Consider the following 23,647-nt stretch of genomic DNA (forward strand, 5'->3'; position numbering starts at 1 on the left):
TAATTTTCGTATGAGTTATTATCAAGGTAGTGATTCACGTAAAATAACAGGAGGTCAAAAAGGTAAAAATAGAGATAAGCGCAAGTATGAATTAGGCTCTCCGCCAACAGAGACTAAAATTAGCGACAAAGATATCAAAGAGAAAGATAGAGTTGCAGGCGGAAATTTTAAACTAAGGCTTAGATATGCTAGTTACGCAAATGTATATGATCCACAATCTAAAACAGCTAAGAAAGTAAAGATTATAAGTGTACTCGAATCGCCAGCTAACAGAGAATATGCCAGAAGAGGTATTATAGTTAAAGGAACTTTAATACAGACAGAGCTAGGCAAAGCCAAAGTCATGTCAAGACCTGGACAAGATGGAATTATAAACGCTCTGCTTCTGAGAGAATGAGCTTAAGAGATTATAAAGAAAAAAAGATAGCTATTTGGGTAGCTTATTTTATTGCTGATAGTAGAGAACAAGGCAGGAAAATTAGAAAAATAAGTAGAAAAATAGATATAAATATTTTATATCAAGTATCTAATTCTTTAGGGTTAAATCCACTAATTATTTCTGATAAAATTCATCCCAGATCTGGTATACAAGGAATGATTCTGGTTGATAAAAAAGCTGGTAAGCATCACATAATAAAAATGATTAGAGATGAGTTAGAAAAGAATAAATAGCGCGGGCCCGCCGGGATTTGAACCCGGGACCTACGGGTCGCTTCCCGCGCGACCCGCGGTTAAAAGCCCGCCGCTCTACCTGGCTGAGCTACGGGCCCAGCTAAAAATGATGATATATGGGAAGTATAAAAAGTAATCGGACAGTTTGGAAATAGAGCTTCAATCTTTTCTCCTTTCATAATTACTGGATATCATTAAATATCCAACATATGCAACATAGATTGATACGCCTAAAATAATAGAAAAATTAATTATTTTAATAAATATATCAGAAATCTTAAACGAGCCAAATGTTATCTGTAGATTTAAAAAAATAATAGCGAACGACAATGAAACAATTACAATAGAAACCGCTATCAGAACTAAACCTATAACTTTTATCTTAATTCTTTGCCATGCCATTCTCGATATAATCCCTCACTGCAAGTCTCACTGCTTCTTTTGAAGAATATTTAGGTTTCCATCCTAACTTCTTCAACTTGGTTATATCTAATAACATATATCTGGCGTCACCTGGCCATCCTCTACCTTCTCCTACATCAACGTATTCATGAACGGGAGTAAGTTTTAATTGCTCCTCAACAATACGAGCTATCTCATCCACAGATATCCAATCCTCATTTCCCAGATTATATACAGAAGCTTGATCAGTAGTAGATTTCTCCATAACCTGAAATCCATCTATTACATCTGTAATATATATGTAACTTTTACGTTGTTTCCCATTTCCCAGTATCTGTAATCTATTCGGGTCAGATCTCAATTTATTGATAAAATCTTTAATTACCCCATGTGTAACTCTTCCTCCTATAACATTAGCTAGCCTAACTATAATACTCTTGATTCCATATACCCTTGAATAATAATTCACTAACTGTTCTCCCAGTAGCTTAAAAATACCATAATTAGATATGGGATTCGTTTGCTCTTCTTCAGGAGTAGGAATCTTTGATGGTTCCCCATAAACTGTTGAGGATGAAGCAAAAATAAAGAGACATACGTCATTTTTTCTCGCAACCTCTAATATATTTAGTGTGGCTTTTACATCCATCTCAAAGTGATCTATTGTATTTGTCATTGAATCTCTTACATCTGGATTTGCTGCTAAGTGGTATAATATACTCTCTTTTGGAACTTTCAAACCTAGAATATTATTACCTCTTAAATCTAAATTTAAATACAGTGCTTTATTGTTAATGTATCTACCATTCATGAAATTATCTATAACTATAGTTTCTTTATTCTGGTTTACTAAAGTATCGACTAGATGACCACCTATATATCCTGCTCCTCCAGTAACAACGTACAACATGATTCATTTATATCATACTTAATTACCAGATATAAATGTAATATCTTAATACAAAGACGTACTAGAATTTTAGCATTATATAAACCTTGTCTAAAAATACCATATCCATATATGATAACTCATTTCTAAGCCGAAACAGATAACAGTAAAATAGTATATTTTGGTTAGGGAATTTTTTCATCTAAGCTATTTATGATCAAATGACTAGCCTAATATTTACGATCTAAAGCTATTACAGTTTGCTTGTACCTCAAAGATGTTAAGTTACAATTCCCCGATTACTTTTTATACTTCCCATATATCATCATTTTTAGCTGGGCCCGTAGCTCAGCCAGGTAGAGCGGCGGGCTCTTAATCTAAGCCGTATCAAGGTAGAGGGGATACCCGTAGGTCCCGGGTTCAAATCCCGGCGGGCCCGCGCTATTTTGTATTTTTCATTTAAACAACACGGATTCAAAATTAGGATCAATTTTTACGTTAATGACCTTAAGATTTCCTGTATTTTCATTTATGGCTTTTTTGAGCTCTTCTATATTTGATACATTCACTGCATTAAACATTCTGCTTAATACTTCATCAAATCGCTCTATCTGTCCGGTTTTAACTATAGATGGTATATCCGACGTGACGACATCTAATATGCTGGATTTTCCATCATTAAGTACGAGAATTTTACCCTTAGCTTTATTCATTCTGGCAGCTAATATGCTAGCATTATCTAGAACACCTTTTATATCAGTTACGGCTATAACATTTTCGTCATTAGATCTTGATATACCGCCAACTCCTATACTTCTATTAATTAAAGATTCACTTGTAAACCAAGTGTTTGGCTTTTCAACTGGTATTCTAACCAGATCTAGTGTAGTGGACGAGATATCTACAAATATCTTACTGAAGTTATAGTTTTCTAGTGCCATCACAACATCATAGGGCCATATTTCTGAATGAGTGGGTAACGAGACAGCTTTTTTAAATTTCTTTATCTTCTCAGCTGTACCTCTTTTTATTGGTTCTTTAATCTTAGTCTTTATTGTATTTAATAATTCTCTCAGGAAAAGTCCTGCATCAGCTACTACAGGAACATGAGGCATGTATACTTTTGATATATCTTCTCCATCTACGTTGACGTTTACTAGGTATCCTTTAATTTTCATTGACCATCCAGCTGTTGATAATTGGTTAAATTTCGTTCCTAACCCTATTATTAGGTCACTCTCTTCTATTATATGCCTACCCTCTTCTGTTGCAAATAGCCCTAAACCCTCACCTGCAAATAATGGATGAGAACTAGGAATAGAGCCTTTGGCTCTGAAGGTTAATATAACAGGGATGTCAAGTAATTCCGCGAGTTCTAATAGTTCTTTATGAGTGCCTGAAGCTAAAATACCATATCCTGCTATTATAACAGGATTTTTAGAATTATTTAATAACTCTGCAACTTTTGCAACTGTATTCTTATCAGGGGCTTTCTTTTCAGGTTTTTGTTCTGCAGGTGTTAATGGATAAGCTTTTAGTTTAAATAGGTCTTCTGGTACTTCCACATATGCAGGTCTATTTCTGTTACTTAATGCCTCTTTATATCCTTTCTCTATAGTAAAAATAAGCTCCTCTATGTTAAGAACTCTCTCAGCCATTTTTGTGATAGGTTTAAAAATTTCCATTAAATCATCAGGTGTTCTTAATTCGCCAACCCTACTCTTTCCTGTATCCCTGTATGATCTTAGGGACGAAATGATTAGTAGTGGTTGCGAATCAACATATGCTTGTGATACTATATCAGTTGCTTCTAATAATTTTACACCGGGAATTTGTATGATAGTTCCAACTGTGTTGTTTTCCCTAGAGTAGGAGTCTGCTAAAATAACTGCTTCTCTCGTAGAGTTGCATAAATTTGGTTTAATTTCATATTTAATAAGTTGATCTAACAATAAACTTGGTGTATCATATGTCAAGAATACTTCCTTTATTCCTATATCCTTCAAAGTATAAGCTATGGCCTCTTCTCCCTTCATTTCTTTACCTACAGTCTCTTCTTTCCTTTTAGGCTGACTCATGAGATGACAAATATCATATATCCTTATATTTTTTTAAGAAGCCGGGGGCGGGATTTGAACCCGCGAAAATAACGGGTCTCAGCGTGTTATACTCTGCGGCCCGCCGCCTTAGACCGCTCGGCCACCCCGGCATCTAGCTATTGATTAATAATTCCTTGAAAGTATTTTAATGTTTTCACTTCCATATCATACTGATGTGATTTGATACATTTTAGTAAGGTAGGGGAAATTCTCAGTGAAATAAGGGAATTAACAGATTTTGTAATCATTGGGGATACAATTGTGGATATATCATTGGGTAAAAAGGGAATAGAGAGTGATGTAGATCTATTTGTACTTTCAATAAGTACAGTGATTGATGAGGATAAAATTAGAGATTTTGCATTTGAAAGGGGTTGGGATTTTGGAAAGACACCTATAGATACTCCTAGGCTAATAGTGGGACTTGATGCTGAGTCACTTCAGGTAGATATGTATGAAAACATTCAAGACTTTTTTGTACCAGAACAGATAATCAATAGTGCTAAAGAGATTAAGATAGGAAAAGAATACTTTAAAATAATTACCCTTGAAGATTACCTACTTCTAAAGGCTAACGCTTTCAGGGAAGAAGACGAAGACGAATTAAGGGGAATAGTAAGTATGATAGGTGAAGGTAAATTAAGTATAAATAAGGAATATATACGAAAACATATTGACTTATTTGAAGAAAATTCAAAAAGTATTGCAGAGAGATTAAGATCAGTCGGAATAATGTTTTAGCTCTTCTTTGCAGGCAGTTCTTTCTTTTTAGCTCTCAAATTTGAACTGTGGCATCTTCTGCATTTTGTTGCTCTAATTGAGTTTAATGCTCCACAATCTCTACAAATTTTTTTCAAAAATACTCTTTGTTGCACAATTTGTAGTTTTACTGGATCAGTGAGTGGCATTTTTAACCCCTTATGACATATAACAGTTTCAGTGTTCAAAAAATTATTGTAACAACGGAGTGAAAAAAGATGAAGATACCACTAGATTATATCTGTGTTAAAAGCGGTTTATTATGTAACCGTTGTCAGTCCCTAGTAGAAAAAGGAGAAGTAGAAAATTTTGAAGTAGATCTTTTGAAACAATTAATAGAATTAGAGGAAACTCAGTTTAGAGAGCTTAAAGACTCTACTTATCATAAATCGTACAAAGTCGGCAATTTGTTGATACTTATAGTTACCAGCGGTTCACAGATGTCTTATCAAAAATGGATAAAGGTTGCTAAAGCATTACAAGAAAAGATAGGTCTTAGAGTAAGAGTATTAGAGAAGTCAAACAGCATAAAATCGACTGCAGTACAACTTCTCACCCCAGCAAGAGTATTAGGAGTAAATACAGTGTGGTTACCTGATGGAACTGTACAATATGTGGTTAGAATATCAAAACAAGAGAAAAGATTTTTACCCGCCGACGAAACTTCTCTTGAAGAAGCATTATCTAAAATTCATTCTACACAAGTTAGAATAAGGGTGGAATGAGAATTGATGAAAGACTACTATATTAAAAATGTGACCCAAGATCTTGATGGAAAAGAAGTTACTTTAGCGGGTTGGGTGCATAACATAAGGGATTTAGGAGGCAAGAAATTTTTATTACTTAGAGATAAGACTGGCATAGGACAAATTGTAGTTGATAAATCAAGTCCCTCATTTCAAGAAATATCAGATATAAGCCAAGAAAGCGTAATAATGGTAAAAGGAGTTGTTAAAGCAGATAATAGAGCACCTAATGGTGTTGAAGTTCATGCTAAAGAGATTAAAATCTTAAGCAAAGCCAAATCTCCTTTACCGTTAGATGTAAGTGGAAAAGTTAAAGCAGATATAGATACAAGGCTTAAGGAGAGAGTATTAGATCTTAGAAGGCAGGAGATGCAATCTATATTAAAAATACAAAATATTACTCTGAAATCGTTTAGAGAAACTTTATATAAAGAGGGTTTCGTGGAAGTATTTACACCGAAAATAATAGCCTCAGCCACAGAGGGCGGTGCTCAGCTCTTTTCTGTTATTTATTTTGGAGAGACTGCATTTTTAGCTCAAAGTCCACAGTTATACAAAGAGCTATTAGCTGGCGTAGTTGAAAAGGTGTTTGAGATTGCTCCTGCATGGAGAGCTGAAGATTCAGACACACCATATCATTTAGCAGAGTTCATAAGTATGGATGTAGAAATGGCATTTGGAAATTATGAAGACACGATGAAACTTCTAGAGAAACTAATTTATAACATAGTTAATTCTGTAAAAAGTGAGGCCTCAGACGAATTGAAGATATTATCTCATAACTTACCTGATGTAAAAATTCCTATAAAACGTCTCACATATAAGGATGCAATAGAAATACTACAGAGTAAGGGTTACAATATAAAATTTGGAGACGATATAGGAACACCTGAGTCTAGAGTGTTATATAACGAGTTAAAGGAAGACTTATACTTCATTACAGATTGGCCTACTCTGTCTAGACCGTTCTATACGAAGTCTAAAGATACCGATCCGAATGTAAGTGAAAGTTTTGATTTAATATACAGGTGGTTAGAGATAGCTTCAGGTAGCACCAGAAACCATAAGAGAGAAGTGCTAGAAGATTCCTTACGAAAGAGAGGATTAAAGCCTGAGAACTTTGAATTCTTCTTAAGATGGTTCGACTATGGTATGCCTCCCCACACAGGATTTGGAATGGGTTTTGCTAGACTTTTAGTGATGTTAACTGGAATTCATAACGTTAAAGAAATAGTGCCATTCCCAAGAGATAAAAAGAGACTCGTACCTTAAGTGTAAGATTTTGGATCATATCTTGATATTTCCCTCAATACTGTTGTAGCATACATGCCTCTGTCTAATGAAAAGGAAATTTTGTTTTGTTTTATTTTAATATTTCTTAGTTTCATAAAAGGACTTCTAGTAAAATCTCTGAGTCTTATCTTTAATTCCTTTACATTAAATCTTGTATTTTCTATGTTTTCCTCATGTACAATTTCCTTTAAATTGTCATCACTAACGTTAGATAAATCTGACGGAATTCTTATCATTAAATCCTCAGACTCTTTTCCTCTTAATCTATCTGCAATTTTCGACAAATATTTATTATATAAAAAAGATTGATAAGCCTCTACAAAAAATGCATGTGGAGTTACAATTTTTTTAATTGCTGCAAGGCAGTCATCTCCATTCATTAGAGACTTCAATATGTTTATCTCGTCCTTAAATTTGCGGGGAAATAGTTGCAATGATGTTTCAAAGTCTTTTTGTTCATACGCTCTTCTAGCATAAATCAAATTTTCATTTTCAGTGGAGAATGGATGTCCTACTATCCAATCTACCGCTTGGCACCAATCTTTAAGTAATAAATATTTTCCGACTATATGTGTTACAGGTCTTTTTGTTCCAAATCTTTGATAGCCTATGTACGCAAAGAGAAATTTTGTAGTTGATAATTTATGCAATCTCTTCTGTAACTCATTTTGGTCTGTTGTGCTTAATTCAATTTCAAATCTATTACCTGTGTGATTTAATTGACGAGAAAAATGTCCTACAAATCGAATTTCAAATTTTCCGCTATCGTAAGAAGTAATTGGTGGATTTCCCTTTACGTAAATTATTTGTTGAGTTATGGCATTCGCATCTTTTATGCCTAGATAATGGATTTTTCTCTTCATAAGTTTTTTTAGCATATTGATTACAGAAAAATGATCTATTCCTTTTTTTGTTAAAAGATAAGCTGAATAAGTTCCGTTACTTTCTCCTTTCCATTCATTTACGGGAGTTTCAGATATTTCTTCTATAACCTTAAACCCTTCAGGTCTATTTATGGATATTTGTAATGGTTCCCACTCCTCTTGAATGTAGTATTTCTCTAGACCTAAGAAGGAGTCCAGATCAGAGTAATTCATAGTAATTTCAGATCACCAGTTATATTGTCAATCATTTCTTCTGGTCCTGGTCCTATACCTATACATGTAATAGTTCCGGGTTCAATTTGAGTTTTTCCTGCATCTTGTATTATAATAGCTGGAAGTCCACTTTGTAATGCCTTATTATACCTTTCTAACAATTCGTCCAAATTTTTTACCTTTAAGACTATTTTCGGTTGCCCTTGACTTATCCACGTTTCTAACCATTTTTTCCACTCCAGTTTGGATCTATTTTGAACAATATCTAGTACTAATGAAACCGCTGCATGAGCCACTTGCGCTGCAATTTTCCCTTTTCCCATATCTAGGTCTGTTCTAACGAGCACAGCCATTTTCATAGTATCGTAAAGAGTGAATTTTTAAGCTAATTTAAAAATATGTATGCGATGGGTGTAAGTTTTAGGTTAAGCTTAAAAGAAGAGATAGAACCGATTGTATGCTCAAGCTGTGGAAAGATTTTGCATCCCAGAGAGAAGGGTGATGAGTTCTACTGTCCTAATTGTGGGCAAGTTCTAATAAGGCGTTGCTATTACTGTAGAAAACAAGTAGTGGTATATGTCTGCCCGAAATGTGGGTTTGAAGGTCCATAAGGTGATTAAAGTGGCAGATGTACTTGTAATACTTAAAGTATTTCCGGAAAGTGATGAAATTAATTTGACACAATTAAGTGAAGAAATAAAGAAAAGATTGCCAGAAGGATATAGGTTGGTAAAGAATGAGACAGAGCCTATAGCCTATGGATTAAAAGCATTGATAGCGTATATACAAATGCCTGAAAACACAGAAGGTGGAACGGATAAATTAGAAGAATTGGTAAATGGGATTGAAGGAGTAAGTCATGCCGAAGTAGTTAATGTGACTAGATTAGGTTTTTAATAAGAAATAATATTTTCTCAAAAGTAGTTGTAAACAAAATCGTTAGATACATTTAGGCTCAAGTTCTTATACCTCAATAAAGTAATATTTTTTGGAGATAGAGTTGAGTGCAGGTGCTGAAGTTTCTCCTTCAGGTAAGAAGGAGCTTGTATTAAGAGTAGTTGAAGCTAAACAAAAGGATGTAGGGAGAGGTAAGGTAAGAATAGACATAGACCTTCTTTCCCAAATAGGTGTGAATCCTGGAGAAGTTGTAGAATTAGAAGGTCAAAGAAAGACCGCAGCTATAGCATGGCCTTTGGCACCAGAGGATGTATTGAATGATGAAGATAAATATATCATAAGAATGGATGGCATTACACGTAAAAATGCAGGTGTTTCAATAGGAGACAAGGTGATAGTAAGAAAATCTAATCCTAAAGTAGCTACAAGTGTGAGATTAGCACCATCTAATTTTTCCATTACTGTTGATCCGGGCTTCATATCTTATGTTAAGAAAAAATTAAAGGATACACCTTTAGTGGAGGGTGATACTGTTTTAATTCCTGTATTGGGACAGGCAATTCCGTTTACAGTAGTTCAAGTAAGACCACAAGGAATAGTTATAGTATCAGACGAGACCAGCATTACGATATCAGAGAAGCCAGTTGAACAGACCAGATATCCTAGAGTTACGTATGAAGACATAGGTGGAATGAAAGAGATAATACAAAAAATTAGAGAATTAGTAGAACTACCATTAAGACATCCAGAGCTATTTAAGAGGTTAGGAATAGAGCCTCCTAAGGGTATTTTACTCTATGGTCCTCCAGGTGTCGGTAAGACCTTATTAGCTAAGGCTGTAGCAAATGAAACTGATGCGTATTTTACATCTATAAACGGTCCAGAAATAATGAGTAAATTTTATGGTGAAAGTGAACAGAGGTTAAGAGAGATCTTTGAAGACGCTAAGAAACACGCACCTGCTATAATTTTTATCGACGAGATAGATGCTATAGCGCCTAAAAGAGATGAAGTTATAGGAGAAGTTGAAAGAAGGGTAGTAGCTCAATTATTAACACTCATGGATGGTCTTGAGAATAGAGGAAATGTAATAGTTATTGCTGCTACTAACAGACCTAATGCTGTAGATCCAGCGTTAAGAAGACCAGGTAGGTTCGATAGAGAAATTGAAATACCCCTACCTGATAAGCAGGGTAGGTTAGAGATTCTACAGATACATACTAGGAATATGCCGCTATCTAAAGATGTGGATTTACATAAATTAGCAGAGATGACTCATGGATACACTGGTGCTGATTTATCTGCACTTGTTCGAGAGGCAGCAATGAATGCGCTTAGAAGGTACATACAGATGATCGATCTTAGCCAAGATAAGATTCCGCCAGAGATACTAGAAAAGATGGAAGTAAGAATGGATGACTTTCTCAAAGCATTTAAAGATATAGTTCCTAGCGGACTTAGAGAGATATACATAGAGGTACCTGAAGTACATTGGTTTGACATAGGTGGCTTAGAAGAGGTCAAGGAAGAACTTAGGGAGGTAGTTGAATATCCTTTGAAATACAGAGAAGTTTATGAGAACATGAGTATAGAGCCTCCTAAGGGTATTTTGTTGTTTGGTCCTCCTGGTACTGGTAAGACTATGCTTGCAAAGGCTGTTGCAACAGAGAGTGGTGCAAACTTCATAGCAGTAAGGGGACCAGAAATACTATCAAAATGGGTTGGGGAAAGTGAAAAAGCAATAAGAGAAATATTCAGAAAAGCAAGACAAGCAGCACCAACAGTAATATTCTTCGACGAAATAGACTCAATAGCACCAATAAGAGGACTATCAACAGACAGCGGAGTAACAGAAAGAATAGTAAACCAACTACTAGCAGAAATGGACGGAATAGAAAAACTGGAAAATGTAGTAGTTATCGCTGCTACTAATAGGCCTGATATTTTGGATCCTGCTTTGCTTAGGCCTGGTAGGTTTGATAGGTTGATTTATGTTCCTCCGCCTGATAAGACTGCAAGGTTTGAGATTTTGAAGGTTCACACTAAAAATGTGCCATTGGCTGAAGATGTGTCACTTGAGGATATCGCAGAAAAAGCAGAAGGATATACAGGAGCAGACCTGGCAGCTGTAGTGAGGGAAGCAGCGTTAAGAGCTATAAGAGAGCAAATGGCTGAATGTATGGGAGAGGCAAATAATGAGTGCAAGAAGAGCGATATAGAGTGCAGAGAAAAGAAAATAAGAGATTGCATGGCTGAAAAAGGGAGGATAGTAGAGAGAAAGCATTTTGATGTAGCACTTAAGAAGGTCAGACCATCAGTGACCCAGGATATGATACAGTTCTATCAGAACTGGTTAGAGAAAGCAAGACAACAGTTGCCAAGAACTAATATAAAGCCAAGTACCTTTACGTGAGATTATGTCTTGGAGGGAAATTCCTTTACATTATGTAATCCTAGAAAGAGTGAAGAAACGTTCGCCTGTGACTGATCAAGAACTATATCAGGAAGTTAAAAAAAGCGTAGGATATGAAGTTTCTTTTTCTGATTTTTTAAAGGCTTTAATGAAGCTTGAAATGAGAGGATATTTACATGTCGTATTAGTTAAGGAGAATGTTAGAATGGTTAGTATTTCTCAAGGGTGATTTATAATAGGTGTAGATTTAGGCGAAATAGTTGAAGATGTTAAGAGAGAGATTAACTTAAATGAGATGAAAGGAAAGAAAATTAGTATAGATGCTTACAACACAATTTATCAGTTTTTAGCTGCAATAAGACAGCCTGATGGGACACCTTTAATTGACAGTAAAGGCAGAATAACGAGCCATTTAAATGGGCTATTTTATAGGACTATAAGCATAATAGAAAGTGGAATAATCCCCATTTTTGTATTTGATGGAAAGCCACCTGAAAAAAAGAGTGAAGAAATTGAAAGAAGGAAAAGAGCTAAGGAGGAGGCAGAAAAGAAATTAGAGAAAGCTAAGTTAGAGGGGGAGTATAGAGAAATTAGAAAATATGCGCAGGCTGCTGTTAGATTAAGCAATGAAATGGTAGAGGAAAGTAAAAAACTATTAGATGCTATGGGTATACCTGTAGTTCAAGCTCCAGGAGAAGGAGAGGCTGAGGCAGCTTATATAAATTCAATTGATCTCTCCTGGGCTGCTGCCAGCCAAGATTATGATTCCTTATTATTTGGCGCTAAAAGATTAGTCAGAAACATAACAATTTCAGGTAAAAGAAAGCTTCCAAATAAGGATGTTTATGTAGAAATAAAGCCTGAGTTGATAGAACTAGAGAGTTTATTAAAAAAACTCGGCATTAGTAGAGAACAGTTAATAGACATCGCGATTCTTATAGGCACAGATTACAATCCAGACGGAGTTAAAGGAGTTGGTGTAAAGACGGCATTAAGGATTATAAAGAAATATAATAATATCGAGAACGCAATAGAAAAAGGCGAAATTCAATTATCTAAAATAAACTTTGATATACGAGAGATAAGAAAATTATTCATTACACCTGACGTTAAAAAGCCTACTGAACGACTAGAATTAGCAGAATGTGATGAGAGGGAAATAGTAGAACTTTTGGTTAAAAATCATGATTTTAATGAAGATCGTGTAAATAACGGAATAGAGAGATTAAAGAAGGCTATAAAAGAAGCTAAGTCAGTCGAAAAACAGACAGGTCTTGATCAGTGGTTTTAATTATTTTGAATAAATTTACCCGTTGAGTTTAAATTTATTGTTTTACTTTAAATGATTGTGTCAAATTTATCATCATATTTACCATTATTCATAAACGTTGAAGGATTAAAGGTTCTAGTAGTAGGTGGTGGAAAGGTTGGTACTAAAAGGGCATTGAAATTTGCTGAGTCAAAGGCTATTGTATATGTTGTAAGTTTAGAATTTAAGGATGAAAATGAGTTAAGGCTATTTGATAACATTCATTTAATAAAGAATGACGCGCGTTATCTTCCAGAGAACTTTCTATCAAGGTTTAACATTATAGTAGTTGCGACTAATGATAAAGAATTAAATGAAAGAATTTGTGAGACTTGTAAAAAATTAGGAAAGTTATGTAATAATCCGACAAATCCTGACTCATCTAACTTTATAGTACCTATATATGGAATAGAGAAAGGTGTGGGTATAGCAATTACTACCTTTGGTAAATCTAGTCTTACTTCGAAATATATATTAGATTTAATAAGGAGTAATATATTAAATGAAAACATATTTAGCTTAGTAGATACAATGGGTAAAGTCAAAGAAATTCTTAAGTTGAATGTAACTGAACCCTCTATACGTTTTATGTTTTATTCAAAAATTTTTTATGACGATAAGTTCAGGTATTATGTGGATCGAGGAGAAATAGACCTAGCAATACAGAGGGCGAGGGAGATTATCTATGGTAGATAACATAATTGACACTGATAATTATTATGCGATAGTATACACTTACAAGACAATTGGATTAAGCAAGTTATACGAGCATTATATACCAGAAAAAGATCTGATTAATATTCGTTTTTCAGATACACAAGTATCTTTGCTTCAAACCTGTAATCGCGTAGAATTATATTTATATACCAAAGATAGAAATAAAATAAACGATATTCTAAGCAAATTAAACGAAACTCATGGTAAGGACATTAGTAGTAATGCAATTATACTAAGAGGTAAGGATGCCATAAATCATTTATATCAGGTAGCCTCAGGACTAGATTCATTAGCTATAGGCGAATATGAGATTTTAGGTCAAATCAAGGAAGCCTTAACCAGTTGTAAAAAACATTCTCTGTGTAATGAAGAAATTGAGTTACTATTTAATGCAGCAATTAAGGTAGGAAGAAAGGTAAGATCACTGACTAATATTTCTAAGGGAAAAGTAGGAATTTACTCTATTGCAATACAGAAATCATTAGAAGTTATGGGCGATTTAAGTGACATAAAAATAGCAATAGTAGGAGCGGGAGAAATAGGATCAAAGTTATCCTTCATGTTAAAAAATAATGGCGCAAGAAATTTAACTATCTTTAATAGGAACCTGGACAGAGCATTGGAGCTTTCAAATAAATTTGGTTATAATGCAGAACTTTTAGATTTTCAAAAGGTAAATGGATACGATTTAGTATTTATAGCTATAAATAACTCTAACCCGTCTCAATTGCGTTTAGATAAACCTAAACTAGTAATAGATTTATCTGTCCCTCCAGTTGTATATAAAACTTCAAATGTTATTTATTTGGATGATTTGAGAGTTATTTCAGATAATATTGTATTAAATAAAAGAGAGGATATTAAGAAAGCTGAAGCAATAATTAATGAAGAGATTCAGAAATTCGAGTTGTTATTAAATAATTATAATATAAATAGATTAGTCTCTAGATTTATGAGTGAAATAGAATGGATGAGAGAGAAAGAAGTGGACAGAGCATTTAACGAGATACTTAAAAATTACGCTGATAAAGATAATATTAAAGAAATCATTGACAAAATGACATATTCGCTAATTAAAAAGGTCTTTTCTCCCATATTAGAAGATTTAAGAAAAGATCCAAATAATAAGAAACAAATAGTTGAATATTTGATCGAGGTGTTTCAGAATGGTCAATTTTCCGATACTAAGACCCAGAAGATTGAGAAGCAATAAGTTGTTGAGAGATTTTGTTGCACAAACTCACTTAAACGCAGCTAATCTTATATTGCCAATTTTTGTAAAAGATGGAATAAATGAGCCTGAGCAAATACAGAGTATGCCTGATGTTTATAGGTATCCTCCAAACGATAAACTAATAAAATACGTTGAAAACGTCAAGGAAAAAGGAATAAAAAATATAATTTTATTTGGGATTCCCGCCTATAAGGATGAAGTAGCTTCCTCCGCATACGCGAAAGATGGTGTAATTCAAAGAGCTTTGAAGATGCTTAGAGAATCCTTTAAAGACCAAATTCTACTTATAGCTGATGAATGTACAGATGAATACATAAGCCATGGACATTGTGGTATAGTACTAAGAAGAAACGGTAACTTAGTTATTGATAATGATGAGAGTTTGCGTATTCACTCTAAGATAGCTGTAAGTCAAGCTGAAGCAGGTGCAGACGTTATAGCACCCTCGTCGATGATGGATGGAGTAGTAGGTGCAATAAGACGAGATCTAGATGAGGCTGGCTATAAAGATGTAGCTATAATGGCGTATAGTGCAAAATACGCATCGACTTTTTATTCACCGTTTAGAGACGCTGCATATTCTAAGCCCTCTTTTGGAGATAGAAGAGGATATCAGATGGATCCAAGAAATTCTTATGAAGCTATAAAGGAAGTGAAATTAGATATAGAGGAAGGTGCAGATATCGTAATGGTGAAACCTGCTCATACATACTTAGATGTAATAAGGATAGTTAAAGATGAATTTCCTGAGTATCCATTGGCTGCCTATCACGTTAGTGGCGAATATAGTATGATAAAAGCCGCTGCCATAAATGGTTGGATAGATGAAAAGACTGCCGTTCTAGAGATAACTACAGCGATAAAGAGAGCAGGAGCTGATCTAATAATAACCTACTATGCCGAAAAAATAGCTGAGTGGATAAGAGAAGGTGTTCCATTTTGAGTGAAAAATATTGGAATATAGCTAGTCATTTTTTTGCAGGGGGAGTAAACAGTCCAGTAAGAGCCGCAGTAAAACCTTATCCTTTTTATGTGGAAAAGGCAGAAGGAGCATACCTGTATACAGCTGATAATAAACAATTAATAGATTATGTGTTAGGTTACGGCCCTCTAATACTTGGGCATGCTAATGAATATGTAAGTAAAAAAATTATAGAACAAGTTAATAAAGGTTGGTTATATGGTACACCAAGCCCTATTGAAATAGAATTGGCAAGAAAGATATCCCATCATCTTCCATCAGCTCAAAAAATAAGATTTGTGAATAGTGGAACTGAAGCTACAATGTTAGCGTTAAGGCTTGCCAGGGCGTATACAGGAAGAGAAAAAATAATAAAATTTCATGGAAATTATCATGGCGCACATGACTATCTTCTGTTAGATGCAGGAAGTGCATTTACCGAATTTAACGTGAATGTTTATAATGGAATTCCTAAGAGTATAGTTAATACAATTAGAATTTGTGAGTATAATGACGCCGAATGTGTAGAAAAATTATCCAAAAGTGAAGATATAGCTGGAGTAATCGTAGAACCAGTTATGGGAAATATGGGGGTTATCCTACCCGATGAGGATTTTTTAGAGAGGCTAAGGGAAATTACACTAACTTATAATTCTGTTTTAATATTTGACGAAGTTATAACTGGATTTAGATTAGGTTTAGGTGGTGCCCAAGGTACGTTTAATGTTACCCCAGATTTAACCACATTAGGAAAGATAATTGGTGGCGGTTTGCCTATAGGAGCAGTAGCTGGAAAAAAGGAAATAATTGATATGTTAACACCAGCCGGTAAGGTATTCAATGCAGGTACATTTAATGCAAATCCGTTAACTATGACAGCTGGATTAGCTACTATAGAAGTTTTAGAGCGAGAAAATGTTCATGAAGTAGCTAATAGAGCTGTGAATGTAATATTAGAAGAATTAATTAATGCATTAGATAAGAAAATTCCAAATAATTTCGTCATAAATCATATAGGAAGTATGTTTCAGGTGTTCTTTGGAGTCAAAAAGGTTTCGAATGCAACAGAAGCGAAATTAGCTAATAAAGAAATGTATCAAAAATTCCATAACTTGTTACTTCAAAGAGGCGTATTTATTCCACCAAGTCAATTTGAAACCATATTCACATCATATGCACACAAAGATGCAGTAGTAAATACTACATTGGAAATACTGAGAAAAGTGGTTCAGGAGTTATGAGAATAAGAATAGCTGCACGTGGGAGCCTTTTAAGTAGAATTCAAGTTAAGATTGTAGAGGAAAAACTTAGGAATCTGGGCATAGAGACAGAACTTATAGTCGTGAAAACAAAAGCTGATTTATTTCAAGATAAACCATTAAATAGCCTTGGTAAAGGTGTCTTTGAGAAAGAAGTTAATGAAGCAGTAATAAACGGAGAAGCTGATATTGCTGTACATAGTATGAAAGACATGCTAAGTGATATGAACGAGAAATTAGTTTTGTATGGGGTTTTGCCTAGGGATTCCCCATATGATTCCTTAGTTGCTGAAAAAGATTTGTTTAATATCGAATCTGGCAAAGTAATAGGCACAAGTAGTATTAGAAGAAGAAGTATGATCTCTTTCTACAGAAGAGATCTAGTTGTAAAAGATCTTAGAGGAAACATTGATACTAGGTTGAAAAAATATAGATCGAAGGAATATGACGGAATAGTGATTGCTGAAGCAGCAATTAAAAGGCTAAACGCTGATGTTAGGTATTATAAAATAGATCCAAAAATAATAACGCCTGAGGCTAATCAAGGGATAATAGCTATAGTAGGCAGAGTAAATGAAGAACTGAATGCTCTATTTAGAGAATTGAATGACGAGAGAACTCTTAAAGAAGCGCTAGTGGAGAGAGCCGTAGTGAAGCTTTTAGGAGGTGGTTGTCATTCGCCCATAGGGATTTTAGCTTCGATGATATCTGATAACGAGTTTAATGTTATATCTACATATGTTATCGATAACAAGAAAAAAATTACTATAGAAGGAATATACAGGGGAGATCCAACTACTGTAGGCGAAAAAGTAGTTAAGGATATGATAAAGGTGCTTAAACATGAAAATTCTTCTGTTACGACCTGAAAATTCTAAGATACCCACTATAAATAACGTAGAAATTATAAATATTCCTATTTTCGAGATTCGTTGTGTGAAATATGATAATGAGATTCTTGATCAAATTGACGGAATTGGATTTACTAGTGTAAATGGCGTTATGTGTTTTAAGGATTTTGATCGTATTCGCCTCAGTAAAATTTACGCTGTGGGTAGATCGACTGCAATGGCAATAACGAATAAGGGGTTTTCTGATGTAAAGGTTCCCTCAGAATTTACAGTGAATAGCATGATTCAGCTGATGTTGAATGATGGGTTAAAAAACCCTGTAGTTGTGAGAAGTAAGGTAGGATATGAAAGAGATCGAGAATTGATAAGGAATGTTGTTTTTCTTGTTGACTATGACCTTGAAGTAATTGAGCATAATCTTGAACGTGCAAAATCACTCATTAAAGAATGTAGAGTAGATATTGTGGTAGTTACTAGTTCCAAGATAGCAAGTTTGATAAAAGATTCTATATCTAATTGTGTTAAAATAGTAAGTATAGGACCAATTACTTCATCTGCTTTAGAAGGAGTAAATAATATATATGAAGCAAAGCAACATGATATAAACGGAGTTTTAAATATAATATCTGACTTGCTGAGGGATAGTAATGGATGAAGGTGAATTGAAAAAATTAATTCTTTCAATTTTAAGAAAGAATGTTGGAGAAATAGATGAGAAAACTTTTGAAATTAGGTTTTCTCAAAGTTTTAGGGATAAAATTTCCACATATGGAAGGTTTGAAACTAATAATGGTGTTTATGAGTTTGCTGTAATGGTGGATAAGAAGGGAAAAGTTCTAAGAGACCATGTAAATTTGATAATGCCTAAAAATGTAAAGAACGAAATAGAAGATAAGATAAGAAACAGGGAATAAATTTGAAAGTATTATTAGTAGTAATAGATGGATTATCTTTCTCTGTATTTGAGCGTATTAAGGATAAGTTACCTGTAATGAAAGATTTGATTGAAAAGGGATTCTACAGTAAATTAGAATCTGTGTTTCCATCTTTAACACCAGTTGCACTTGCATCTCTAGCTACAGGATTTAACCCAAAAAATAATGGTGTAAACTCGTCTAAAATTTATTTAAAAAATTCATCATTAGATAAACCTTTGTCTGCATATAATAGTAAAGCCCTAAAAGTAAATCCGATATGGGTTTATCTTGCCAAAGAGGGATATAATGTTTTAGTGGCTTCTTTTCCTCAAGCTTTACCCGACAGGTGGAATATGGAAGGATTAGTTCTTTTAGATCCTTATAGAAGTAGAATTAGAAAATGTAGTGATGGTAAAGTAATTAGAAGTGGTGAAAATAAAGTCCTAGGAAAAATATGGTTAGTGGAGAGCAGACAGAGTAACGGTTATTACGTATCATATAGTTCTCCATCGGGAGAAAAGAGTATTGAAATATCGAAGGGAGATTGGTATGGACCTATAGAAATACACGGTAAATGTGGCAAGAATGAGTTAACAGGTATATCATTTCTTCATGCAAGAGAAGATAGCATATACTTAAGTCCTGTAAGCTTCTATAATAAAGAATGGTGTAATAAACCCTCTATAATGGAAAATGTATGGAATTATGTAAGTTTAAAATATGGAATGATGCTAGATGGAGACTATCCGTCATTAAGTAAAGGAATAATAACATTTGAAGAATATATGAAAACCATAGATCTAACATTCAATTTTTTTAAAAATTACACCAAATATTTACTAGATAATATAAACTGGGATTTAGCTATAACTTATCTACCTATAGTAGACAATTTACAGCATCTATTATACGGAATAGATGATGATAAAGCGTATGAATACATTCTTAAAGGTTATTTGATGGCCGACGAATTCATAAAATTACAACTAGATTATGCTCCTCTAATTTTCATAGTGTCTGATCATGGAATAGAGAAAATAAAAAAGAGGGTTTATGTAAATAAACTCCTTGAAAAAATGAATATTTTAAAATTAAGGTCGGAAGATGAGATTGATTGGTCTAAAACTAAAGCCTATTATGTTGGTGGTGGTCAAATTAGGATTAATTTGCGTGGTCGTGAAAATAGAGGTATAGTTTCTATTAAGGAGTTTCCTAAATTAGTAAAAAGAATTGTTAAAAACTTGGAGAATTTAAAAGATGAAAATGAACAAATTTTTACGTCTATTTACGCAAACGAAGTACCTTCGTCAGATCGAGAAGGAGATATTACAATTATGGGAGTTAGGAGATATTATGGAATTAGTAGTATGGTTAAAGCTAATCAGGAAGTACTAGAAAACGTTAAACCTTATGTTACAGCTACAGGCGAGCATGGATATTTTAGAGAGAACGATTTGTATGGTATAGTTATAATTTATAGCAAAAATAATAATTTTAAGAATACATTGCGTATTAATAGCCTGAGAATTATAGATATAGCACCTACAATTCTGAGTCTCTTCAGGATAAATAATGTTAAATTTGATGGTGCCCCAATTTCAAAATTGATAGAAATTTATGAGTATTCCCGCAACAATATCGAAAAAGGCTAGAAAGCTAATTGGCATAAGTTATGAAGAACAAGGTATGCCTTACGTCGAACAAGTAGATTCTGAAGGAAATAGAGTCAACGTATTTGAACAAAAGATTAATGTTAAAAAACCCTTCATGACGATTCCGAGTAGTCTCAGGCTTATTCACACTAACAGGCTTCTTAGAACACCTAGTTTATTACCTATAATCTCGAATTTGCAAGATTTACCGTATAAATATAAGCCAATTAATAACGGGAAAAATAAAGAGATTAGAGACGTGACTGTTGAGAGATTAATAATAGGTGGTGGAACTTCTGGTCTAGCAAGTATGAGGGAAAATTCCTTATTAATAACTAGAGAAGAGTTAGGTGATATCCTATTTGACGAATATACTTTAGAAAGGTTGTTTATAATCGAAGAATTAAAAAAATTATACAAGTATTATCAGAATCACATTATAAGCGGAAAATTTTTAGGAAAATTTGACGAAGGGCTGGTATTCGATACGGCAGATCAGATCTTGATTGTAAAAGCTAATGAAATCGTTCTAGCCGGGGGAGGCAGGTGTCTTAAGCCCATATTTCCAGGAAATAATACACCTGGCATAGTTTCGAGGGAATTTTATCTTAAAAGGCTTAAAAACAAATTTCAGAAAATTCTTGTATTAGGTTATAGCGATCTAGCAGCTAGGACCGCATTACACGCAAAAAAATCTACTATTCTTGTTCCTAATAATATTGCTATTTCCCTATCACCTTATTATAAGGAACAATTAGATAAAAAAGGAGTTGAGATTTCTAATGGAAATATCTATAATATAGAGAGTAATAACGGAAAACTTATAGTTCAGACAGATAAAACTACTTTAGAGGCAGATTTGATTGTATTTTCGGTTTCTAAACAACCCAGACTGGAAATTACTTCAAGTATAGGAATTGGATATATATATGATGCTGGTAGGCATTTATATGTTCCTGTTCATGATCAATTAGGCAGAAATAAGAATCTATTCATAGTAGGAGGAATGAGAGGAATAGATAATGAATACTTAAGTTATTTGAGTGGGAAAGCCTCTAAGGGAGAGGAAATCGATAGATTTTTAGAAGAATTGAAAAAATATAATTTTAATCAGCAAAATGAATCTCCGTATAATTATGGAAATGATGGAATCGTATGTGAATGTGAAGATATAACCATGGAGGATATCAATTTTGCTCTTTCATTGGGAATCGAAAAGGACGTAGAAAGGCTCAAAAGAATAACTGGTTTAGGAACTGGTCATTGTCAAGGAAAGGCATGTACTATTAACCTTGGCGACTACTTAAAAAGTTCCAGACTAATCTCTTATAGATCACCCATATATCCGGTGATATTATGATCATAATAGTAGGAGCAGGTTCACATGGATTAAGCCTAGCTTATCATCTGTATAAGGAAGGAATTAAAGACGTAAGTATAATTGAAGCAAAGAATGTTGGATACGGTAGTAGCAGTAGAAATGCGTCAAGATATAGGTATCATTTTAACAGTAAGGAAAATATTGAGTTTGCAAAGAGTGCAATACCTTATTTATGGTCTCAGTACAAAGAACTTATTCTAAACGTTTTTATGTTTAATACAGGTTATTTATGGATTTTAAGGACCGATGAGGAAATTAGAACAATAAATAAATTAGATAGTATATGGAGGGAAGAAGGAATAAGTGGTAAGTTTATTAGGTGTAATGAATTTGAGTTTCTAAAATTTGATGGTGAATGCTACTTTGCACCTCAAAACGGATCATTTCATCATGATTATCTTCTGTATAGCTACTACCTTAAAATAAAGGATAAGTATCAGTTCATCTATAGAGAAGCTGATAAAATAATAATAGAAAATTCCAGGGTTAAAGGGGTAAAACTTTCCACTGGCGAAGTAGTGAATGGTGATACTGTTGTTATAACAGCAGGAGCATGGAGTGGCGAACTTATGAAGAAAAATAATTTTAATGTCCCCATTTTTCCTGAAAAAAAGGAGATATTTATAACAGAAAGTCTACGATATATGGTAAAACCATTAGTGATAGATGAAACTAACCAGGTATACTTCTCACATACCTTGAAGGGAGAGATAATTGGAGGAACTTCAACACCACATGAATATGGATTTTATGAATTTTCTAATTCTATTCAGGAACTGTCTAAGTTTTTAAGAGGAGTCAGAAGTCTGGTAAAAGGTGCAGAAGGCATAGGAATTATGAGAGGCTGGAGTGGATATTATGAAATGACTCCTGATAATTCACATATTATGGGATTTTCTAATGAGTGGCCTGAAGGTCTTTATATAGACGCAGGATATAGTGGCCACGGAATGATGTTTTCTCCTTATTCTGGGAAAATATTATCTAAGCTTATTTTAGATGGATATGTTGACAACCAAATAACGAGATTTTCGCCAGACAGGTTTAAAGAAGGCAAATTAATAGGAGAAAAACTTGTTATCTAGGTAAGACAAGCGCTTTCTTTTTCATGTGCGTGTTTATATATGAAGCTAAATCTTTCGCGTACTGACTTCTGCTTCCATCAACAACAATCAAATCTGCTGATGTACTATCAATATAGTATACAGTTTCTTCAAAATCCGCATGACTACTCATACCTATAACAAAAGAATTCTGATCTAGTGTTTTTATTATGTTATCTATCAACCATCCATCTAACAGGAAATTAGCATGAAATTTATCCCTTTTCTTAAACTGTGTAGCATGCTCAAAGGCTACATACCAATTATTCTTTAATGCTTCTCTACCTTCCGGTGTATTTAAGCTAAATATGTTTTTTAAATCCCCTTCATACTTAGTAAAGATACGTGTTAGTTTCTCTATCTTATTATCTACCAAGAAAGGTGCTTCAACACCATATTTTCTCAGTATTTTCATTGCTTCTTGAATCTTCCCATAATAACCATAAATTTTAACAGGTCTTTTCAGAAGTTCATCCGAAACATAATCAGCAAACAGCATGTCAATATCTTGCTTAAATTGCCTTACTAACCTTGGATTTCCATAAGTCGCATCGATAATTAGGATATCTGGATTTAATATTTTAGTTCCTTTTCCAGGTTCTCTGAAATCTCCTGTATATGCAATTTCCGTTTCGTCTGTTTTAATTAGTACTTGAGCAGCTCCTAGTATATGCTCAGCCTTTTCCAGTTTTATTCTCTCACCTGAAAGTTCTATTTCTATGCCATACTCTAAAGGAAACTTCTTATGTTTAGGTACTGTATACCCAAGTACATCCAATGCTTCAATAGTCGCAGGCGTACCTATAATACTAGTACATTCTTTAAGACTTTTCTCTAATTCCGTTAAGTGGTCAGAATGAAAATGTGTTATAGCCCTGAATAGCCTTTTATAATGCCCATCTACAGTAAAATTCTTACCTATCAAAATCGCTCCATTCTTCAGTATATCATACATTTACTCTATGTCATCCTAAAAGTTTATGAAGTTTTATCATA

General features: G+C 33.9%; 26 protein-coding genes and 3 tRNA genes. 20 read left to right on the forward strand and 9 right to left on the reverse strand.

The window, feature by feature from the left end; genetic code table 11:
* Positions 1 to 10: 10 nt before the first annotated feature.
* Entirely contained in the window at positions 11 to 397 is a 387-nt protein-coding gene (locus tag SUSAZ_03400; GenBank protein AHC51118.1) for a 30S ribosomal protein S8, read from the forward strand.
* Positions 394 to 672, forward strand: a complete 279-nt coding sequence (locus SUSAZ_03405; GenBank protein ID AHC51119.1) for a signal peptide protein — start codon at positions 394 to 396, stop codon at positions 670 to 672. The genes SUSAZ_03400 and SUSAZ_03405 overlap by 4 nt, the downstream gene beginning before the upstream one ends.
* A gap of 2 nt (positions 673 to 674) precedes the next feature.
* Here the strand turns inward: SUSAZ_03405 and SUSAZ_03410 are convergent.
* The 3 genes from SUSAZ_03410 to SUSAZ_03420 form a co-directional block, all read right to left on the reverse strand.
* A tRNA-Lys gene (locus SUSAZ_03410) sits at positions 675 to 770 on the reverse strand.
* Positions 771 to 831: 61 nt separating this feature from the next.
* Positions 832 to 1,074 carry a hypothetical protein gene (locus SUSAZ_03415; GenBank protein ID AHC52444.1) on the reverse strand — a complete coding sequence of 81 codons (243 nt, stop codon included), beginning with the start codon at positions 1,072 to 1,074 and terminating at the stop codon, positions 832 to 834.
* Complete coding sequence (locus SUSAZ_03420; protein AHC51120.1) at positions 1,055 to 1,984, reverse strand: NAD-dependent dehydratase; 930 nt, start codon at positions 1,982 to 1,984, stop codon at positions 1,055 to 1,057. Before SUSAZ_03420 ends, SUSAZ_03415 begins: the two co-directional genes overlap by 20 nt.
* Positions 1,985 to 2,300: 316 nt before the next feature.
* On the opposite strand from SUSAZ_03420, the gene SUSAZ_03425 reads away from it, so the two are divergent.
* Positions 2,301 to 2,402, forward strand: a tRNA-Lys gene (locus tag SUSAZ_03425).
* A 16-nt stretch (positions 2,403 to 2,418) separates the two neighbouring features.
* Here SUSAZ_03425 and SUSAZ_03430 read toward each other — a convergent pair.
* Together SUSAZ_03430 and SUSAZ_03435 are read right to left on the reverse strand one after the other, a co-directional pair.
* Positions 2,419 to 4,041: an acetolactate synthase gene (locus SUSAZ_03430; protein AHC51121.1), complete on the reverse strand. Its 1,623-nt coding sequence runs from the start codon at positions 4,039 to 4,041 to the stop codon at positions 2,419 to 2,421.
* Positions 4,042 to 4,080: 39 nt separating this feature from the next.
* Positions 4,081 to 4,172 (reverse strand) — tRNA-Cys (locus SUSAZ_03435).
* Between the two features lie 70 nt (positions 4,173 to 4,242).
* On the opposite strand from SUSAZ_03435, the gene SUSAZ_03440 reads away from it, so the two are divergent.
* Positions 4,243 to 4,803 carry a nucleotidyltransferase gene (locus SUSAZ_03440; GenBank protein ID AHC51122.1) on the forward strand — a complete coding sequence of 187 codons (561 nt, stop codon included), beginning with the start codon at positions 4,243 to 4,245 and terminating at the stop codon, positions 4,801 to 4,803.
* Here the strand turns inward: SUSAZ_03440 and SUSAZ_03445 are convergent.
* Positions 4,800 to 4,970 carry a 50S ribosomal protein L40 gene (locus tag SUSAZ_03445; GenBank protein ID AHC51123.1) on the reverse strand — a complete coding sequence of 57 codons (171 nt, stop codon included), beginning with the start codon at positions 4,968 to 4,970 and terminating at the stop codon, positions 4,800 to 4,802. The two genes, SUSAZ_03440 and SUSAZ_03445, sit on opposite strands and share 4 nt — an antisense overlap.
* Positions 4,971 to 5,039: 69 nt before the next feature.
* On the opposite strand from SUSAZ_03445, the gene SUSAZ_03450 reads away from it, so the two are divergent.
* Together SUSAZ_03450 and aspC are read left to right on the forward strand one after the other, a co-directional pair.
* Entirely contained in the window at positions 5,040 to 5,546 is a 507-nt protein-coding gene (locus tag SUSAZ_03450) for a transcription elongation factor NusA (protein ID AHC51124.1), read from the forward strand.
* Positions 5,547 to 5,549: 3 nt separating this feature from the next.
* Positions 5,550 to 6,839 carry an aspartyl-tRNA synthetase gene (aspC, locus tag SUSAZ_03455; protein ID AHC51125.1) on the forward strand — a complete coding sequence of 430 codons (1,290 nt, stop codon included), beginning with the start codon at positions 5,550 to 5,552 and terminating at the stop codon, positions 6,837 to 6,839.
* Here the strand turns inward: aspC and SUSAZ_03460 are convergent.
* Positions 6,836 to 7,957 (reverse strand): tRNA pseudouridine synthase D, encoded by a 1,122-nt coding sequence (locus SUSAZ_03460; protein AHC51126.1) that lies wholly within the window; start codon positions 7,955 to 7,957, stop codon positions 6,836 to 6,838. The genes aspC and SUSAZ_03460 overlap by 4 nt on opposite strands.
* Positions 7,954 to 8,316 carry a peptidyl-tRNA hydrolase gene (locus tag SUSAZ_03465; GenBank protein ID AHC51127.1) on the reverse strand — a complete coding sequence of 121 codons (363 nt, stop codon included), beginning with the start codon at positions 8,314 to 8,316 and terminating at the stop codon, positions 7,954 to 7,956. The genes SUSAZ_03460 and SUSAZ_03465 overlap by 4 nt, the downstream gene beginning before the upstream one ends.
* Before the next feature lie 39 nt (positions 8,317 to 8,355).
* Here SUSAZ_03465 and SUSAZ_03470 point away from each other — a divergent pair, with 39 nt between their 5' ends.
* From SUSAZ_03470 to SUSAZ_03545, 14 genes are all read left to right on the forward strand, one after another.
* Positions 8,356 to 8,568 carry an RNA-binding protein gene (locus SUSAZ_03470; protein AHC51128.1) on the forward strand — a complete coding sequence of 71 codons (213 nt, stop codon included), beginning with the start codon at positions 8,356 to 8,358 and terminating at the stop codon, positions 8,566 to 8,568.
* Positions 8,569 to 8,578: 10 nt separating this feature from the next.
* Entirely contained in the window at positions 8,579 to 8,854 is a 276-nt protein-coding gene (locus SUSAZ_03475) for an elongation factor 1-beta (protein AHC51129.1), read from the forward strand.
* A gap of 2,417 nt (positions 8,855 to 11,271) precedes the next feature.
* The gene (locus SUSAZ_03490; protein AHC51130.1) at positions 11,272 to 11,496 is read left to right on the forward strand and encodes a hypothetical protein; all 225 of its coding nucleotides are present in this window, start codon (positions 11,272 to 11,274) and stop codon (positions 11,494 to 11,496) included.
* A gap of 153 nt (positions 11,497 to 11,649) precedes the next feature.
* A complete protein-coding gene (locus SUSAZ_03495) occupies positions 11,650 to 12,558 on the forward strand; it encodes an endonuclease (protein ID AHC51131.1) in 909 nt (302 codons plus the stop codon).
* A gap of 57 nt (positions 12,559 to 12,615) precedes the next feature.
* Positions 12,616 to 13,272, forward strand: coding sequence for a siroheme synthase (locus SUSAZ_03500; GenBank protein ID AHC51132.1), 657 nt, complete (start codon positions 12,616 to 12,618; stop codon positions 13,270 to 13,272).
* Positions 13,262 to 14,506: a glutamyl-tRNA reductase gene (locus SUSAZ_03505; protein ID AHC52445.1), complete on the forward strand. Its 1,245-nt coding sequence runs from the start codon at positions 13,262 to 13,264 to the stop codon at positions 14,504 to 14,506. Before SUSAZ_03500 ends, SUSAZ_03505 begins: the two co-directional genes overlap by 11 nt.
* The gene (locus SUSAZ_03510; protein AHC51133.1) at positions 14,460 to 15,470 is read left to right on the forward strand and encodes a delta-aminolevulinic acid dehydratase; all 1,011 of its coding nucleotides are present in this window, start codon (positions 14,460 to 14,462) and stop codon (positions 15,468 to 15,470) included. Before SUSAZ_03505 ends, SUSAZ_03510 begins: the two co-directional genes overlap by 47 nt.
* Positions 15,467 to 16,729, forward strand: a complete 1,263-nt coding sequence (locus SUSAZ_03515) for a glutamate-1-semialdehyde 2,1-aminomutase (protein AHC51134.1) — start codon at positions 15,467 to 15,469, stop codon at positions 16,727 to 16,729. The genes SUSAZ_03510 and SUSAZ_03515 overlap by 4 nt, the downstream gene beginning before the upstream one ends.
* Positions 16,726 to 17,616: a porphobilinogen deaminase gene (locus tag SUSAZ_03520; protein ID AHC51135.1), complete on the forward strand. Its 891-nt coding sequence runs from the start codon at positions 16,726 to 16,728 to the stop codon at positions 17,614 to 17,616. Before SUSAZ_03515 ends, SUSAZ_03520 begins: the two co-directional genes overlap by 4 nt.
* Positions 17,591 to 18,253 carry a hypothetical protein gene (locus SUSAZ_03525; GenBank protein ID AHC52446.1) on the forward strand — a complete coding sequence of 221 codons (663 nt, stop codon included), beginning with the start codon at positions 17,591 to 17,593 and terminating at the stop codon, positions 18,251 to 18,253. Before SUSAZ_03520 ends, SUSAZ_03525 begins: the two co-directional genes overlap by 26 nt.
* Positions 18,246 to 18,512: a hypothetical protein gene (locus SUSAZ_03530; GenBank protein ID AHC51136.1), complete on the forward strand. Its 267-nt coding sequence runs from the start codon at positions 18,246 to 18,248 to the stop codon at positions 18,510 to 18,512. The genes SUSAZ_03525 and SUSAZ_03530 overlap by 8 nt, the downstream gene beginning before the upstream one ends.
* Before the next feature lie 2 nt (positions 18,513 to 18,514).
* Entirely contained in the window at positions 18,515 to 20,167 is a 1,653-nt protein-coding gene (locus SUSAZ_03535; GenBank protein ID AHC51137.1) for a nucleotide pyrophosphatase, read from the forward strand.
* Positions 20,133 to 21,527 (forward strand): hypothetical protein, encoded by a 1,395-nt coding sequence (locus tag SUSAZ_03540; protein AHC52447.1) that lies wholly within the window; start codon positions 20,133 to 20,135, stop codon positions 21,525 to 21,527. The genes SUSAZ_03535 and SUSAZ_03540 overlap by 35 nt, the downstream gene beginning before the upstream one ends.
* On the forward strand, positions 21,524 to 22,633 hold the full coding sequence (locus SUSAZ_03545; protein ID AHC51138.1) for an FAD-dependent oxidoreductase: 1,110 nt from the start codon (positions 21,524 to 21,526) through the stop codon (positions 22,631 to 22,633). Before SUSAZ_03540 ends, SUSAZ_03545 begins: the two co-directional genes overlap by 4 nt.
* Here the strand turns inward: SUSAZ_03545 and SUSAZ_03550 are convergent.
* Positions 22,626 to 23,606, reverse strand: a complete 981-nt coding sequence (locus SUSAZ_03550) for an RNA procession exonuclease-like protein (protein ID AHC51139.1) — start codon at positions 23,604 to 23,606, stop codon at positions 22,626 to 22,628. The two genes, SUSAZ_03545 and SUSAZ_03550, sit on opposite strands and share 8 nt — an antisense overlap.
* Positions 23,607 to 23,647 lie beyond the last annotated feature (41 nt).

Origin of the sequence: Sulfolobus acidocaldarius SUSAZ (genome assembly GCA_000508305.1) — an archaeon.
GTDB lineage: Archaea > Thermoproteota > Thermoprotei_A > Sulfolobales > Sulfolobaceae > Sulfolobus > Sulfolobus acidocaldarius_A.

Excerpts from the sequence above, each read along its gene's own strand:
- SUSAZ_03520 (AHC51135.1), top strand. The coding sequence starts at position 16,726 with ATGAGAATAAGAATAGCTGCACGTGGGAGCCTTTTAAGTAGAATTCAA.
- SUSAZ_03400 (AHC51118.1), top strand. The coding sequence starts at position 11 with ATGAGTTATTATCAAGGTAGTGATTCACGTAAAATAACAGGAGGTCAA.
- SUSAZ_03415 (AHC52444.1), bottom strand. The coding sequence starts at position 1,074 with ATGGCATGGCAAAGAATTAAGATAAAAGTTATAGGTTTAGTTCTGATA.
- SUSAZ_03505 (AHC52445.1), top strand. The coding sequence starts at position 13,262 with ATGGTAGATAACATAATTGACACTGATAATTATTATGCGATAGTATAC.
- SUSAZ_03450 (AHC51124.1), top strand. The coding sequence starts at position 5,040 with ATGAAGATACCACTAGATTATATCTGTGTTAAAAGCGGTTTATTATGT.
- SUSAZ_03510 (AHC51133.1), top strand. The coding sequence starts at position 14,460 with ATGGTCAATTTTCCGATACTAAGACCCAGAAGATTGAGAAGCAATAAG.
- SUSAZ_03525 (AHC52446.1), top strand. The coding sequence starts at position 17,591 with ATGAAAATTCTTCTGTTACGACCTGAAAATTCTAAGATACCCACTATA.
- SUSAZ_03420 (AHC51120.1), bottom strand. The coding sequence starts at position 1,984 with ATGTTGTACGTTGTTACTGGAGGAGCAGGATATATAGGTGGTCATCTA.
- SUSAZ_03490 (AHC51130.1), top strand. The coding sequence starts at position 11,272 with ATGTCTTGGAGGGAAATTCCTTTACATTATGTAATCCTAGAAAGAGTG.
- SUSAZ_03430 (AHC51121.1), bottom strand. The coding sequence starts at position 4,041 with ATGAGTCAGCCTAAAAGGAAAGAAGAGACTGTAGGTAAAGAAATGAAG.
- SUSAZ_03470 (AHC51128.1), top strand. The coding sequence starts at position 8,356 with ATGTATGCGATGGGTGTAAGTTTTAGGTTAAGCTTAAAAGAAGAGATA.
- SUSAZ_03460 (AHC51126.1), bottom strand. The coding sequence starts at position 7,957 with ATGAATTACTCTGATCTGGACTCCTTCTTAGGTCTAGAGAAATACTAC.
- SUSAZ_03545 (AHC51138.1), top strand. The coding sequence starts at position 21,524 with ATGATCATAATAGTAGGAGCAGGTTCACATGGATTAAGCCTAGCTTAT.
- SUSAZ_03530 (AHC51136.1), top strand. The coding sequence starts at position 18,246 with ATGGATGAAGGTGAATTGAAAAAATTAATTCTTTCAATTTTAAGAAAG.
- SUSAZ_03465 (AHC51127.1), bottom strand. The coding sequence starts at position 8,316 with ATGAAAATGGCTGTGCTCGTTAGAACAGACCTAGATATGGGAAAAGGG.
- SUSAZ_03445 (AHC51123.1), bottom strand. The coding sequence starts at position 4,970 with ATGCCACTCACTGATCCAGTAAAACTACAAATTGTGCAACAAAGAGTA.
- SUSAZ_03405 (AHC51119.1), top strand. The coding sequence starts at position 394 with ATGAGCTTAAGAGATTATAAAGAAAAAAAGATAGCTATTTGGGTAGCT.
- SUSAZ_03550 (AHC51139.1), bottom strand. The coding sequence starts at position 23,606 with ATGTATGATATACTGAAGAATGGAGCGATTTTGATAGGTAAGAATTTT.
- SUSAZ_03540 (AHC52447.1), top strand. The coding sequence starts at position 20,133 with ATGAGTATTCCCGCAACAATATCGAAAAAGGCTAGAAAGCTAATTGGC.